The organism is Bacillus sp. FSL K6-0255, assembly GCF_045040725.1.
In the GTDB taxonomy this organism is placed as follows: Bacteria; Bacillota; Bacilli; order Bacillales; family Bacillaceae; genus Bacillus; species Bacillus subtilis.
Genome location: NZ_CP150278.1, coordinates 629,641 through 642,840 on the forward strand (window position 1 = coordinate 629,641; position 13,200 = coordinate 642,840).

9 protein-coding genes and 1 pseudogene are annotated in these 13,200 nt (G+C 43.6%); 8 read left to right on the plus strand and 2 right to left on the minus strand.

Annotated elements, in window-relative coordinates:
• Window positions 1–88 precede the first annotated feature (88 nt).
• Window positions 89–2,578 carry a glucitol operon transcriptional regulator GutR gene (gutR, locus tag MHB62_RS03290; protein ID WP_032722965.1) on the minus strand — a complete coding sequence of 830 codons (2,490 nt, stop codon included), beginning with the start codon at window positions 2,576–2,578 and terminating at the stop codon, window positions 89–91.
• A 201-nt stretch (window positions 2,579–2,779) separates the two neighbouring features.
• On the opposite strand from gutR, the gene gutB reads away from it, so the two are divergent.
• The 7 genes from gutB to MHB62_RS03325 all read left to right on the plus strand — a co-directional run bounded on the left by gutB (window position 2,780) and on the right by MHB62_RS03325 (window position 10,098).
• A complete protein-coding gene (gene gutB / locus MHB62_RS03295; RefSeq protein ID WP_015715423.1) occupies window positions 2,780–3,841 on the plus strand; it encodes a sorbitol dehydrogenase in 1,062 nt (353 codons plus the stop codon).
• 73 nt (window positions 3,842–3,914) lie between these two features.
• A complete protein-coding gene (locus MHB62_RS03300) occupies window positions 3,915–5,306 on the plus strand; it encodes an MFS transporter (RefSeq protein WP_032722966.1) in 1,392 nt (463 codons plus the stop codon).
• A 94-nt stretch (window positions 5,307–5,400) separates the two neighbouring features.
• Complete coding sequence (locus MHB62_RS03305; protein WP_029726586.1) at window positions 5,401–6,363, plus strand: carbohydrate kinase; 963 nt, start codon at window positions 5,401–5,403, stop codon at window positions 6,361–6,363.
• Between the two features lie 194 nt (window positions 6,364–6,557).
• The gene (locus tag MHB62_RS03310; RefSeq protein ID WP_015715426.1) at window positions 6,558–7,241 is read left to right on the plus strand and encodes a PspA/IM30 family protein; all 684 of its coding nucleotides are present in this window, start codon (window positions 6,558–6,560) and stop codon (window positions 7,239–7,241) included.
• 65 nt (window positions 7,242–7,306) lie between these two features.
• The gene (locus MHB62_RS03315; RefSeq protein WP_015252671.1) at window positions 7,307–8,332 is read left to right on the plus strand and encodes a TFIIB-type zinc ribbon-containing protein; all 1,026 of its coding nucleotides are present in this window, start codon (window positions 7,307–7,309) and stop codon (window positions 8,330–8,332) included.
• Complete coding sequence (locus MHB62_RS03320) at window positions 8,332–9,096, plus strand: YgcG family protein (protein WP_003242723.1); 765 nt, start codon at window positions 8,332–8,334, stop codon at window positions 9,094–9,096. The genes MHB62_RS03315 and MHB62_RS03320 overlap by 1 nt, the downstream gene beginning before the upstream one ends.
• Before the next feature lie 30 nt (window positions 9,097–9,126).
• Window positions 9,127–10,098 (plus strand): SPFH domain-containing protein, encoded by a 972-nt coding sequence (locus MHB62_RS03325; protein WP_003244029.1) that lies wholly within the window; start codon window positions 9,127–9,129, stop codon window positions 10,096–10,098.
• A 46-nt stretch (window positions 10,099–10,144) separates the two neighbouring features.
• On the opposite strand, the pseudogene MHB62_RS03330 reads toward MHB62_RS03325, so the two are convergent.
• Window positions 10,145–11,170, minus strand: a pseudogene (locus MHB62_RS03330) (potassium channel family protein).
• 584 nt (window positions 11,171–11,754) lie between these two features.
• Here MHB62_RS03330 and iolT point away from each other — a divergent pair.
• Window positions 11,755–13,176, plus strand: a complete 1,422-nt coding sequence (iolT, locus tag MHB62_RS03335) for a myo-inositol transporter IolT (RefSeq protein ID WP_003234027.1) — start codon at window positions 11,755–11,757, stop codon at window positions 13,174–13,176.
• Window positions 13,177–13,200 lie beyond the last annotated feature (24 nt).

Here is a 13,200-nt window from a genome sequence, read left to right on the forward strand (position 1 = left end):
ATAAGAAACGAAAGGCCAACTGCGACTTCAGTTGGCCTTTCCTATTTATAATAAAGAAATTGAGTGAGATTGCTGACAGAACTACGTACTACTCGTTTTCTTTAGTTGCCCTTGCTAATCGTTCAACCTCTCCCCGAATCCCAATCGCAGGCTCCCACGAATCAATCAAACGAATCGCCTTCTGATTAGATTCCACCGCTTTCGTTTTCTCTCCTTTACGATACAACAGCTGCGCCATTCCGTAGTGATAGTAGATCAGTTCAACTTGATTGGCGTTATGTTTGTCATAGAGCATTTGCTCAAAGGCTTCTTCCGCTTTTTCAAACTGATCACATTTCACGTAAGCGACACCCAGATTGAAATAGGCTTCTATCGTTTTTTCGCCGCCGTATGTGGAGCTGATTTCATTTGCCGCTTCGTATAATTGAATGGCTTCTACATGATAACCTCTCGCAAAGCTTAAGTCACCGCGAACCAATAGAACTCTGTGTTGAATGGTAGGGGAAATCGGTTGATTTTCGATTTCGTTTAAAATTGTCTCTGCTTTTTCCTGTTGCCCGTCTTTTAAAAACAGCCTTGCTTTGAGTGCATGTCCCCAAACCTTTAGATCATAGGCATCGTGAGCGTCTGATTGTTCAAGAATCTTCAGCCCGGCTTCTATTTGCTGAAGCGCTCCGTCTAAATCATTGACTTCCATCAATGCCCAGCCTGAGGTGTCGATTCGGAAGTACGCTTCTCGTGTGTGTTGGCCTAAGTGATGGGCGGCGTCGGCCGCTTTGCGTCCGTATTCGATTCGCAGGGGCAGGTTGATTCTGCTTAGAAAATGGCTAATGCGGGTGATGAGTTCGATTAGGATTTCTTTTTGTTCAGTTTCACTTGCCCATTGGATGACCTTTAAGATGTTTGGCCATTCTTGTTTCATTTGATCTAAGTTCCGTCCCAGCAGGTAGCTCCAATAGATAGAGTTGGGCTGTTCCCGCTTTAAATGGGTTTCGGCATAATCAATATAATAGTGCGCCCAGCGATTGCGGGCTTCTTTTTCATATTCGTGCTGTTCGGACAAGTGCTGTTCTCCGTAAGCGACAACGGTTTGGTGCGCTAAGTATTGTGTCCTGCCTTGGCTTCGTTCCGGCTGAATCAGCGCATATGACCGCATTTGTTCCATAGCGTAATGAAAACGGCGGGCGTCTAATCCGGCTGCTGCCGCCAGGCTTTTTTCATCAGGCGGCTTGCTGAAAAAGCAAAGCGTCTGCCAGAGCTTTCGCGTATCTTCATTGCATCTATCCCAGGTGCGGCCAAAGAGGAATTCAAACAATTCCAGCAGTGAGTAGCCTGCTTTTCCAAGCTCATGAATCAGCTGCTGAGCGGGGATGTCATCGTCTGACATATAGGCAATGCTGAGTGCCATGGCTTTCGGGTTTCCGGCAGTCGCTGAAATGAATTCGTTTTTCAGGTCAGATGATAGATGTAACAGCTGCTCCAGCTTTTCCCGTTTACGTGGGAGGTTGCATGTTTGTAAGCAGTGATGCACTTCTTGTTGAAAAAATTCGTGGGCATCTGTTTGGTCAAGACCGCTTAGCTGAATGGCTGTCATTTCTCCGAAGCTTTCCCGATAAGTTTGCTTTACGTTTTCCCGCGCTGTGAGGAGAACTTTTACGCCTTGCGGAAGGCTGGTGATAAATTCATGAATGTCACGTTCTGCAGTATCAATGCTGTCAACGATCAGCAGGATCGGTTTTTCACTAGTGTAATTGGCTAACGCATTGCGGACGACAAACCGTTTTTCATTGATTGATTTATCGATTTGTTCTGTGCGTCCGAGCTGATAGGCGATCGTATTTAAAAAATCGCTAAAGCTCAATCCTTTCCAATCAGCGCTGACCCAAATGATACTGTTGAACGCCGGCCAATCTGAAGTATCGTCGACACAGGAATAGGCTGCTTCAAGAGCGATTGTGGTTTTACCCATACCAGCCCAGCCGGTGATTAAACAGACTGGTGACGGAGAAAGCATCCATTGCCGTATCGCTTCCATATCAAAGCTGCGTCCGATAAAGCGTCCGGACCAGCGTGAGGGTAAATTATGAGTGATAGGCTGTTCTGTAAGCGCATTCGTTTCATGGCCGGGTCTGTCATGAAACAGCCGTTTTACTACATTTTCAATTTCGTCTTCACTCGGAGCCCCGAATAATCCGTCTTTTCGCAGTATTTTCGCTTTTTTCAAACAGGATGCTGCCCATACAGGCAATGCGGGTTTGATGACTGGGATAGTGGTGGCTTCCAGCAAGTCGGTCAACCACTCGATATCCAAGTCGGTCTTTTCGAGAATGATCCAGATCATTCCGAACAGTTTTCCGTCGTCGATTCTTCCGGGAATGTAGTTTGCTCCCATCTGTCCGATCCAGCTTTTGATCGTGTTTGGGGAGACTCCCAGCTGGAGTGCGATTTTATCTATGTAAGACTGTCCTGTTTTTTCATTCTTTTTCCTTCTGATTTTATAATCAGGATGAAGTTTTAGCGTTTTGACGCCAGGTGCCAGCAGTTGTGCAAATTGTTTTCGGTTTTCAAGTTCAGCCATAAGCCTGCACCTCCTATTAGTACTATTTTATCAATCCAGCGTTTTTTGTATATGAAAAAATAAAAGTACAGTGCCGCTGTCCTTTTATACAGCAGGAAAGGCTGTTGAACGTGTTGAAAAGCAGATAAAATGGGGGCAGTAACAGAGAAAACAAAAATGTATGCACTTACATTTTATTTTCTAAAGAAAGGAACTTGCCAAATGACTCACACAGTACCTCAAAACATGAAAGCGGCTGTTATGCACAACACAAGAGAGATCAAAATTGAAACATTGCCTGTGCCTGATATCAATCATGATGAAGTGTTGATTAAGGTGATGGCTGTCGGAATTTGCGGATCTGATCTGCATTACTATACAAATGGCCGAATAGGCAACTATGTTGTGGAAAAACCATTTATCCTTGGGCATGAATGTGCGGGTGAAATTGCCGCTGTCGGATCATCTGTCGATCAATTCAAGGTGGGAGACCGCGTCGCTGTAGAGCCGGGTGTTACGTGCGGACGCTGTGAAGCGTGCAAAGAAGGGCGCTATAATCTTTGCCCGGATGTACAGTTTTTGGCTACACCGCCGGTAGACGGCGCGTTTGTCCAATATATTAAAATGCGTCAGGACTTTGTTTTTTTAATCCCAGACTCACTTTCTTATGAAGATGCTGCTTTGATCGAGCCGTTTTCTGTCGGCATCCATGCGGCGGCCAGAACGAAGCTACAGCCCGGATCAACGATTGCGATTATGGGGATGGGCCCTGTTGGGTTAATGGCTGTTGCCGCAGCTAAAGCATTTGGGGCAGGCACAATCATTGTCACCGACTTAGAGCCGCTGCGGTTAGAAGCTGCGAAAAAAATGGGAGCGACTCACATTATTAATATACGTGAACAGGATGCACTTGAAGAGATTAAAACGATCACGAATGATAGAGGCGTTGATGTTGCTTGGGAAACAGCAGGGAATCCAGCGGCATTGCAATCCGCACTGGCTTCTGTGCGCCGGGGCGGAAAATTGGCGATTGTCGGTTTGCCTTCACAGAACGAGATTCCGCTCAACGTGCCGTTTATTGCGGATAATGAGATTGATATTTACGGGATCTTCCGTTATGCCAATACGTATCCAAAGGGAATCGAATTTCTTGCTTCAGGCATTGTGGACACGAAGCATCTAGTAACGGACCAATATTCGCTGGAGCAGACGCAAGATGCGATGGAGCGGGCGCTTCAATTTAAGAATGAATGTTTAAAAGTGATGGTGTATCCAAATCGCTGAGTGAACAGGGAGGATCTTCGTATTCTCCCTCTTGTTTACTGGAAATGAAAACGGATTCTTGGGGTGGGAAATGATGATTGAAACAGAAAAAGTAACGGCAATGAAAGTGAAGCATCAGTCAAAATCGAGTACCGGACTGTCCTGGTTTGAACGAATCGGCTATGGATTCGGCGATATGTCGTATAATATTATCTTTCAGTTTGTAAACGCATACTTATTATTCTATTATACAGACGTCGGCGGCATTCAGCCTGCGGTGATCGCAACTTTGTTTCTTGTTGTGCGTGTGCTGGATGCTATTTTTGACCCGATCATGGGATTGATTTTAGATAAAACGAATACAAGGTGGGGAAAAGCAAGGCCCTATTTGCTGTGGGTGGCATTTCCTTTTGCGCTATTCACATTCTTATGTTTCACGACGCCTCATTTCGGTGAGACCGGAAATATGGTATATGCGTATGTCACTTATATTCTGCTTGGGATGTCCTTTAGTATGCAAACGATCCCGGTGAACAGCTTAACGGGGCGGATGACGAATTCGGTGGAGGAACGGACGGTTCTAACCACAACCCGGATGATTTTGGTGTATATCGGCATTCTTTTATCCATTTCCTGTGCGACACCGCTTGCAACTGCTATCGGAGGAGAGGATCAGGCGTTTGGATTTCAGATGACGGCGCTCATCTATGCGGCTGTCAGCATCGTTTTGAATCTATTTAGTTTCTTTACTGTACGGGAGCGAATTCAGCCTAAAAAGAGAAAAAAACAAGGGATCAAAAAGACGTTATCCGTTTTATTCAAAAACAAACCCTTGCTTATGTTAATTTCATCATTTTTGGCTTTTGCGATCGGGTTTAATATTAAGCTCAGCACGATGGTGTATTATTTTACGTATAACGTCAACCATAAAGAGTTCGTGTTTATGGGCACCGTTTTATTTTTCGGGGCAGCGCTGATCAGTAATTTGTTTATTCCTTTCTTTTCTGAGAAGTGGGGCAGAAAACAAGTCATGATCATCACGGCAGCTCTATCGCTTATTTCTTATGCCGGCCTGCATTTTACGCCGTATTCTTCAATTCCACTCATTTTCATTTGGCTTTTCGCTTCGGGATTTTTCACAACGCCTTTAAATACGCTTGCTTGGGGAATGGTTGCGGATTGTGTCGATTATGCGGAATGGAAAACCGGAATTCGCGCGGATGGTGTGGTGATTTCGAGCATGAGCTTTATCAATAAGCTGGGTGTGGCGTTGGCCGGGTCATTTTCGGCCATCTATTTAGGAATCGCCGGGTATGTGGCGAATACAGACCAGACAGTTGCGTCATTGAATGCGATTAAAAATATGAATGCTTTGATTCCGGGATTTTTCATTTTGCTTTCTATTATTCTTATCGCCTTCTATCCTTTAACGGAAAAAAGATATAAACACATCATCTCTGAGCTGGAGCAAAGGTCTGCGAGATAAATATATGTAAAATTTTTAATATTCAATGTTGTATTTATGGCAGAAAGTAATATACTGAGACTGTAATCTAGACTTTATAAATGAGTGTGATAATATGCGTAGTCATTCTGTAGTTTGTATTGGAGAATTGTTAATTGATTTCTTTTGTACCGATGTCGACGTTGATTTAAAGGAAGGGCGCCATTTCTTGAAAAGTGCCGGGGGTGCACCGGCGAATGTGTCAGCAGCGATTGCCAAGCTGGGCGGAGACGCCGCTTTCAGCGGAAAAGTAGGCAAGGATCCGTTTGGGTATTTTCTCAAGCAAACATTGGACGCTGTACAGGTGGATACCTCAATGCTTGTCATGGATGAGAAAGCGCCTACAACGCTTGCTTTTGTTTCATTAAAACAAAATGGAGAGCGTGACTTTGTTTTTAATAGAGGCGCGGACGCTTTGTTTACGCTGGAGGATATTGACCAGGAAAAACTAAACGAAGCGAAAATTCTTCATTTCGGCTCTGCGACGGCACTGTTATCGGATCCGTTTTGCTCAGCCTATTTACGGCTGATGTCGATTGCGAAAGACAATGGACAGTTTATTTCGTTTGACCCTAACTACCGTGAAGATTTATGGAGGGGAAGAGTCTCAGAGTTTGTAAGTGTTGCGAAAAAAGCGATCGCTGTAAGTGATTTTGTGAAAGTCAGTGACGAGGAGCTTGAGATTATAAGCGGTGTGAAGGATCATGAAAAGGGAGTTGCGATCCTTCATGAGATCGGAGCCAACATTGTCGCTGTGACACTTGGGAAAAGCGGAACGCTTCTTTCCAATGGAAAAGACCGTGAAATCATTCCAAGCATTCCTGTGACATCAATTGACTCAACAGGGGCGGGAGATGCTTTTGTCGGTGCGGCTTTATATCAATTGGCAAACACGGATCAGATTCAATCTGTAGATGCTGATTTTGTGAAACTGCGTGAGATTGTGGCGTTTGCCAATAAGGTCGGAGCTCTTGTCTGCACTAAAATTGGAGCGATTGATGCACTGCCAAGCATGGATGAGATTGAAGTTTCTTTGTAAATCATTGAAGATGTCTCTTGAAAGTCTTTGGACTTTTGGGGGCATCTTTTTTTATTACTTACATTTTTGTTCAGGTAAAAAGTTGTATATTTTTCGTTTGAAATGTCATTTTTTATTAAAAAAGTGAAACTTTTAACGATAATAAATAGTATATGTAACAAGGGTTACCGAATAGCTTTAGGAGGAACGATATGATGAGTATAATTGGAAGATTTAAAGATATTATGTCTGCGAATATCAATGCTTTATTGGACAAGGCTGAAAATCCGGAGAAAATGGCAGATCAATATTTAAGAAACATGAATAGCGATTTGGCTAAGGTTAAGGCAGAAACAGCAGCTGTTATGGCCGAGGAGCAGAGAGCAAAAAGAGAATATCACGAATGCCAGGCGGATATGGAAAAGATGGAAAGCTATGCAATGAAGGCGCTGCAAGCCGGGAATGAGGGCGATGCGAGAAAGTTCCTTGAAAGAAAAACATCTTTGGAATCAAAGCTTTCTGAGCTGCAGGCGGCGAATCAAATTGCTGCAACCAATGCCGCACAGATGCGAAAGATGCATGACAAATTGGTATCTGACATTGGAGAGCTGGAAGCACGCAAAAATATGATCAAGGCGAAGTGGGCAGTAGCGAAAACGCAAGAAAGAATGAACAAACTGGGCGCTTCTGTTTCAAGTACAAGCCAATCAATGTCTGCATTCGGCCGAATGGAGGACAAAGTAAATAAGGCACTTGATCAGGCCAATGCAATGGCTGAACTGAACAGCGCTCCGCAGGATGATATGGCTGATCTGACTGCAAAGTATGACACTGGCGGTTCAAGCCAGGTTGATGATGAACTTGCGGCGTTAAAAGCGAAAATGATGCTCGATAAGTAATACATAGGAGGCCGCAGCTTTCGGCTGCGGCGTTATTTTATCATAAGATGTGAGAGGGAACGGTAATGATAATATCTTATAAGTGTCCGAACTGCGGCAGTGATATGGCATTTGACAGTGAAACCGGCTCGTTATCCTGCAGCAGCTGCGGAAGACAGGACAATATTGAAAGCCTTCCGAAAGAAAACATTGCGGCACGGTTTTCTGATGATGAAGCAAAAGAATATCAATGTGAAAACTGCGGTGCCATTTTGATCACGGAAGCTGAAACGACAGCAACGACGTGCAGCTTCTGCGGAGGTGCTGCAATACTTGCCGATCGTTTATCAGGACATTTGGCGCCGGCGAAGGTCATTCCATTTACAATCAGCAAGCAAGAAGCGGAGCAGGCATTTCGAAAGTGGTGCAAAAAAGGCCTTCTGACACCAAGAGGTTTCATGTCTGCCGATCGCATTAAAAGCATCACCGGCATGTATATTCCGTTTTGGATGTTTGATTTAAATAGTGAAGTACAGGTGAGAGCAAACTGTACCAGAGTCCATCAATATGAAGAAGGGGATTATATTTGCACGGAAACAGAGCACTTTGAAGCGTTTCGTGATATCAATCTCGATTATTTGAAAATCCCTGTCGATGCCTCTGAAAAAATGAAAGACGAATTAATGGACAAATTGGAGCCTTATTCATACGAAGAGCTGAAGGACTTTCAAACGGCATATTTGGCCGGTTATATTGCGGAAAAGTACAATTATACCGATGAGGAGCTTTTTCCAAGGGCAAAAGAGAAAATAAGCAGTTATATAGATTCATACATCCATTCTACTTTTTCCGGATATACGTCAGTCAATGTGAGGGACAAACATATTCACACGAAAAACGTGAACAGCTTTTACGTTTTGCTTCCTGTTTGGATGGTCAGTTACGATTATGAAAGAGCGGAGCATATCTTTGCGATGAACGGGCAAACAGGAAAGGTTGTTGGAAAGCCGCCGATCAGTCGAGGAAAAGTGGCTGCATGGTTTAGCGGAATAGCAGGCGGGACATTTCTTGCGTTGAAGCTCGTCTCATTGATGATGGGAGGCGGATTTTGATGCGTGGATTTTTTGGGAAAGCGATCTTTGTTGTGCTGGCTGTTTTCATCATGATGCCTTTACTGGGTATCGAAGCGGTAAGAGCCTCTGAATTGCAGCAGCATGTGTACGATCGCGCTCATCTATTGTCAAAAGCGGAGATCGGAAAACTTGAATCTCTCTCGGCAAAGCTGGGTGCAAAGAGGGACACTGATTTCATCATTATTACGACCAAAAGCACAAACGGTGAAGATATTGCAGACTATACCGGCGATTTTTATGATCGTTACGGAAAAGGCAGTACAGCCATTCTGACGATTGATATGACAAACAGAGAAGTGTTTATCGCAGGCTTTAAAAAAGCCGAACAGTATTTGGACAACAGCAGGCTCAATAGCATCAGAAATACGATTTCATCTGATTTATCCAATGAAAATTATTTTGAAGCTTTTGAGACATATATTCAGCTTTCCTATAAAGATATGGGCATAAAACCGGGAGTAAACCCTGACAACATATTCTTTACATGGTGGTTTCAGCTGATTGCTGCCATCGCAGTCGGGGGAATTGCGGTTTCAATCATGCTTTATCATGCAGGCGGCAAAGTAACGGTTAATGGAAGTACATATATGGATCAGCGTACGTCTGATGTGATTGATCAATACGACACTTATATTAGAACGACTGTAACAAGAGAAAGAAAACCATCAGATAAAGACAGCGGCAGCGATGGCGGTGTTACGAAAGGCGGCACGTCATACAGTGGGAGCCGGGGCAGTTTTTAAATGTAAGAAATAGAGAAAGGGAGAGGCGTAATGTCGTTTTTCAGAAATCAATTAGCGAATGTAGTAGAGTGGGAAGAATTTAGAGATGATATGATTTTTTATAAATGGAACAATCGTGAAATCAAAAAAGGGAGCCGTTTAATCATTCGTCCCGGACAGGATGCTGTCTTTTTGAACAATGGGCGGGTTGAAGGAGTCTTTCAAGATGATGGCGATTATGATATTGAATCAGAAATTATTCCATTCCTTTCAACGTTAAAGGGCTTTAAGTTTGGCTTTAACAGCGGCATGCGAGCTGAGGTGCTGTTTGTCAATACGAAGGAATTTACCGTAAGATGGGGAACAAAACAGGCGATAAATATTCCGGCAGCGGGAATGCCAGGCGGGATGCCCATTCGCGCAAACGGCACATTTAATTTCAAGGTGCAGGACTATATCAGCCTGATTGATAAAATCGCTGGCGTGAAAGATCAATATTTTGTAGAGGATATTAAAACCCGTATCATTTCTATTCTGGATCAGCTTCTCATGAAGTGGATCACAAGAGAAGGGAAAGATATGTTTAATCTTCAAGCAAACGCTTTTGATATTGCCAAGGGAATTCAAGAGGACTTAGATATGCAATTAATAAGCGACGGGATGACGGTCACTGGTTTTCAAATCATGAGCTTTAATTATCCTCAAGAGGTTCAAGATATGATTACAAAGAACGCTTCCTACGGTATGGTTGGGGATGTGAACAGATACCAGCAAATATCAATGACGGATGGAATGGCATCCGGAAAGATGAGCGGAAGCGGAGCGGCTTCGGATATGGCTGGAATGATGATGGGAATGAATATGGCCAATCAGATGATGAACCAAATGAATCAGAATCAGCAGGCACAGTCATCAGGCCCACAGTCAACTGGCAGCGGAAGCAAACCGAATTTCTGTCCAAACTGCGGAACAAAAACGGGCGAAGCCAATTTTTGTCCGAATTGCGGCCAGAAGCTTGTATAAGAATCATACAGTGAAAAGTCCGGAGTGATCAGCACTCGGGACTTTTTTATTTAGGAGAATAAGCATTACCTATTGCTTGCTCCTGAACAGGCCATTTTCGAGCCCCCGCTTGGATAATTCCCAGCAGCAATTGACGACGTTCCTTTATTGAATTGACGGCAATTTGAAATGTTTGCTTTGATAAAGCCGGTATGCCTGATTGTTGAAGCTTTGAGATGTCTGGTTCTGGCGGCGCTTGTTCTGCAGGATGGATATAGGCAGTATGAACGGTATCCAGATAGTTTTTGATACTTGAGCGCGCTTCTTTGATATGAAGCTGATTCGGCTGATATTGTTCAGGAATTCCGTATTTGAAAATGGTTAGAGCCTCATCCAATACAGCAACAGCTATAATGGATGATTCCTGATGCTGCGTGCTGTGGTAAAAATGAAGGATGGGGAAGGCGTTATGCTGAGCGGTCAGCTTTCCCAGTTCTGATGAGGCAGCGACAAGAAGAAAATCAATATCGTGAAAATCTTTGCCATTCCATGCATTATGGACGATTTCAGTTCCGTCATGCCCTAGACTTAATACACTTTGGGCAAAGGAGCGTTTTTGATTAACCGCACTCAAGACGGAAATCAAATACGTGACAGAAAATGTGATGGTAAGCAGTCCTTGAGCTGTTTCAATAATCGTGACAAGCTTCCATAGGCCTCCGTTCGGAGCGAGGTCGCCATTTCCTAATGTAAACATGACATAGCCGGAAAAATAAATTCGGTCTGACCAGGAAGCCGGTTCTTTTGATTGAGTTTCCATAAGTGAGTGAGGGTCACTCGAGTAAATCAAAACCCACCCGCTCCAAAATAGACTGATCCATATCACTAACGTCAGGCATAACAGCAGAGGACCAGCCATACTTAGAACCTTTGCGTGGTCACCGCTGATTTTGCGGCAGCCCTTCCACAGCCAGGCAGACAGGCATCTTGTGATCGGGCCGGCACCGCTCTCTAACCATAACGTGGTTCATAAAAAATCAATCATCCCCGCTGTCAATAATAAAAGGCCTGCAATGATATAACCCTCATTCATTTTGGTTGCCTCCCTTAAGTCAGCCTTCTTTTATTTTCTTCTCTATTTCCTTTTATCCTGAGTCTGAAACAATTGAACGAATGTTTGATTTTACAGAGAAAAATAGGTGGGAGTTACCCAACACTTACTCATTTTTCGATATGAACAGAAAATCACAAGATTTTTGACTTGATTCACACATTTTCATGAAGAAAAACGTTCATTTTCCCCTTGAATTGGTGATTTTCCTTTTATAGAGTAAAAAATTTTCAGAAATTTATATTGACTGAAAGCGTTTTTATAATTATGATAATATCAGATATAACAAAAATGTCACTATAACATCACTACAATTGAACTATTAAGTGACTAATAAATACCAAATGAACGAGGTTATGCACAAAGAAATGACCATTGTTCTTTTAACGAGAAATGAAATCGCTTCCATAGGGATTGACATGCTAAGAAGAAGGGAAGGTTATGAGGTTATTGGATAAAAACATGAACAACTATTTTCTGAAGCCTGCTTACGAAATGTGAGGAAGGCAGCAGCCCTGGAATAAGTTTTTGACATACGCATTTTGAAAAAGACTGGGGGAAACAGTATGAATAAACAAGGAAATCAAATGTCATTTTTACGTACAATTATTTTAGTCTCCACTTTCGGCGGGCTTCTTTTTGGCTATGATACCGGTGTGCTCAATGGAGCTTTGCCGTATATGGGAGAGCCGGATCAGCTTAATCTCAATGCCTTCACAGAAGGCCTTGTCACCAGTTCACTTCTTTTTGGAGCGGCACTGGGTGCTGTGTTTGGCGGCAGGATGTCTGATTTTAACGGCCGCCGCAAAAATATTTTGTTCCTCGCTGTTATATTTTTTATTTCAACGATTGGGTGTACGTTTGCACCAAATGTTACGGTCATGATTATTTCCCGTTTTGTGCTCGGTATTGCGGTTGGGGGTGCATCCGTAACGGTGCCTGCCTATTTAGCAGAGATGTCTCCTGTGGAAAGCAGGGGACGGATGGTGACGCAGAACGAATTGATGATTGTATCAGGACAGCTTTTGGCCTTTGTTTTTAATGCGATCCTTGGAACAACAATGGGAGACAACTCCCATGTGTGGAGGTTTATGCTGGTCATTGCGTCACTTCCAGCCTTGTTCCTGTTTTTCGGCATGATCAGAATGCCCGAGAGTCCCCGTTGGCTTGTTTCTAAAGGAAGAAAAGAAGATGCTTTGCGTGTATTGAAAAAAATCAGGGACGAAAAACGGGCAGCAGCTGAGCTGCAAGAAATTGAATTCGCTTTCAAAAAAGAAGACCAGCTTGAAAAAGCGACATTTAAAGATCTTTCAGTCCCATGGGTGCGCCGTATTGTGTTTATTGGATTAGGGATTGCGATTGTACAGCAAATTACAGGTGTGAATTCGATTATGTATTATGGGACTGAAATTCTAAGAAATTCCGGTTTCCAAACGGAAGCCGCTTTAATCGGAAATATTGCGAATGGCGTGATTTCGGTATTGGCAACATTCGTCGGAATCTGGCTGCTGGGAAGAGTGGGGCGCCGGCCGATGCTGATGACAGGCTTGATCGGTACGACAACAGCATTATTGCTAATCGGGATATTCTCACTTGTACTTGAAGGATCACCGGCACTTCCGTATGTAGTCCTGTCATTAACGGTCACATTTCTTGCTTTTCAGCAGGGCGCCATTTCACCAGTGACTTGGCTGATGCTATCTGAAATTTTCCCGCTTCGCCTTCGCGGACTGGGAATGGGTGTTACGGTATTCTGTCTGTGGATGGTGAATTTTGCAGTCAGTTTCACGTTTCCGATATTGCTGGCAGCTATCGGGCTGTCCACAACGTTCTTTATCTTCGTTGGATTAGGAATTTGCTCTGTCTTGTTTGTGAAGAGGTTTTTGCCGGAAACGAAAGGGCTTTCGCTTGAGCAGCTGGAGGAAAACTTCCGCGCTTATGATCACAGCGGGGCAAAGAAGGATTCTGGGGCTGAAGTGATTGGATAATTTAAAAAAGAATCCGCACCCGAG

Bases quoted from the DNA above. Each gene is read 5' to 3' on its own strand.
- gutR (WP_032722965.1), bottom strand. From the start codon at position 2,578: ATGGCTGAACTTGAAAACCGAAAACAATTTGCACAACTGCTGGCACCT.
- MHB62_RS03305 (WP_029726586.1), top strand. From the start codon at position 5,401: ATGCGTAGTCATTCTGTAGTTTGTATTGGAGAATTGTTAATTGATTTC.
- MHB62_RS03300 (WP_032722966.1), top strand. From the start codon at position 3,915: ATGATTGAAACAGAAAAAGTAACGGCAATGAAAGTGAAGCATCAGTCA.
- gutB (WP_015715423.1), top strand. From the start codon at position 2,780: ATGACTCACACAGTACCTCAAAACATGAAAGCGGCTGTTATGCACAAC.
- MHB62_RS03310 (WP_015715426.1), top strand. From the start codon at position 6,558: ATGAGTATAATTGGAAGATTTAAAGATATTATGTCTGCGAATATCAAT.
- MHB62_RS03325 (WP_003244029.1), top strand. From the start codon at position 9,127: ATGTCGTTTTTCAGAAATCAATTAGCGAATGTAGTAGAGTGGGAAGAA.
- MHB62_RS03320 (WP_003242723.1), top strand. From the start codon at position 8,332: ATGCGTGGATTTTTTGGGAAAGCGATCTTTGTTGTGCTGGCTGTTTTC.
- iolT (WP_003234027.1), top strand. From the start codon at position 11,755: ATGAATAAACAAGGAAATCAAATGTCATTTTTACGTACAATTATTTTA.
- MHB62_RS03315 (WP_015252671.1), top strand. From the start codon at position 7,307: ATGATAATATCTTATAAGTGTCCGAACTGCGGCAGTGATATGGCATTT.